This is a genomic window from Streptomyces lomondensis (assembly GCF_014651035.1).
Taxonomy (GTDB): domain Bacteria; phylum Actinomycetota; class Actinomycetes; order Streptomycetales; family Streptomycetaceae; genus Streptomyces; species Streptomyces lomondensis.
Window position 1 is genome coordinate 1 of the sequence record NZ_BMWC01000045.1, and the last position, 832, is coordinate 832.

The following is an 832-nucleotide window of genomic DNA, read 5'->3' on the forward strand; positions in this document are numbered from 1 at the left end:
TTTCCATTGGTTACCATTAAAACGTATATAGTTGACATATTGTATAATATTATGCGTCCGTGCATATACATAGCCACCGATAGCATTCACATACGAGCATGCTTTCTCGAGCCATGTTGGTACATGAACATGGACATACACATATTCTTAGGAACAAATAAGAAAGATAAATGGAGAAGGAAAACCCAAAGCAATGTCAGAGTTGACAAAACTGCAATGGCACTTTATATATGGCCTGTCGTGAGTGAGCTGTTTAGGCCTTGCCGGACTCCTCGCAGCCCGGTGGCTTGAAGGCGATGAAGCTGACGCACTGCACCTGACGCATGTTGTCGAATCCGATGATGCGGACATACGCGTCAGGGTACTCCTTCTTGACCTCCTCCACCTCGTTGATCACCTGTGTGGCGTCAGTGCACCCGAACATAGGCAGCTTCCACATTGTCCAGTACCGGCCATCGTAGTACCCAGGGGATGCGTTGTGCTCACGGAAGATGAACCCAACCTTGCTGAACTCGAGGCAAGGCACCCACTTGGAGCGGATCAGGTAGTCGACCTGCTTGAGGAGGGCCTCCGTGCTGAGCGGTGGCAGGTAAGACAGGGTCTCGAACTTCTTGATGCCCTCGATGGGCCACACCTGCATGCACCTGATCCTTCCACCGTTGCTGACGCTGCCGAGGCTAGCGCCGTTGGAGCGGCGGCTGACGGGGAGGCCGGCGGTGGACTTGAGCCCCTGGAAAGGAGCGACGGAGGTGGCCGACGAGGCCATCACGGTGGGGGCCATGGCTGTACTATGTAGGTATATAGCTTGCTAGGAGGAGGCACTCTGGCTTCC

Annotated in this window: 1 protein-coding gene; it reads right to left on the reverse strand. The window is 53.8% G+C overall.

Annotated features, from left to right (window positions below):
- Nucleotides 1-253 precede the first annotated feature (253 nt).
- Nucleotides 254-781 carry a ribulose-1,5-bisphosphate carboxylase small subunit gene (locus IE255_RS40685; protein WP_077273887.1) on the reverse strand — a complete coding sequence of 176 codons (528 nt, stop codon included), beginning with the start codon at nt 779-781 and terminating at the stop codon, nt 254-256.
- Nucleotides 782-832: the final 51 nt, after the last annotated feature.

What these genes read in the sequence shown, in the direction of transcription:
- IE255_RS40685 (WP_077273887.1), bottom strand. Translation starts at nt 781, where the DNA reads ATGGCCCCCACCGTGATGGCCTCGTCGGCCACCTCCGTCGCTCCTTTC.